This is a genomic window from Ruegeria sp. AP12 (assembly GCF_056540025.1).
The window spans coordinates 1-515 of sequence record NZ_JBQFVZ010000347.1 but is presented as its reverse complement, the minus strand read 5'-3'; the positions used below and the strand labels follow the sequence as shown (position 1 = coordinate 515).

Annotated in this window: 1 protein-coding gene; it reads right to left on the bottom strand. The window is 64.1% G+C overall.

The features are described 5' to 3' along the window. Positions 1-515, bottom strand: a 515-nt coding sequence (locus tag ACR0E6_RS23140; protein WP_480587845.1) for a carboxyl transferase domain-containing protein, incomplete at both ends; no start/stop codon positions are given.

Below are 515 nucleotides of genomic sequence, written 5' to 3'. Positions count from 1 at the left end.
CCTGCGCGGTCAGGCGAAGTGCCTCGGCAGCCTCGCGCATCTTCTCGGCGTCTTTCCAAAGGATCGGGGCGCAGCCTTCGGGTGAGATCACCGAATAGACCGAATGCTCCAGCATCGCGACGCGGTTCGCCGTTGCAAAGGCGACGGCCCCACCAGACCCACCTTCGCCGATGATGACCGAAACCAAGGGCACTCCGATTTTCAGGCACATCTCGGTCGACCGGGCAATCGCTTCGGACTGACCGCGCTCCTCTGCGCCCTTGCCGGGGTAGGCCCCTGCGGTGTCGATCAGGGTCACGACCGGCAGACCAAACCGCCCGGCCATCTCCATCAGGCGGACGGCTTTGCGGTAGCCTTCAGGGCGGGCCATGCCGAAATTCCGCTCGATCCGCGACTTGGTATCCGAACCTTTTTCATGGCCGATCACCATCACCGGCTGATCGTTGAACCGGGCCAACCCGCCGATCACAGCCAGATCGTCGGCAAAGTTGCGATCCCCGGCCAGCGGCGTGAAC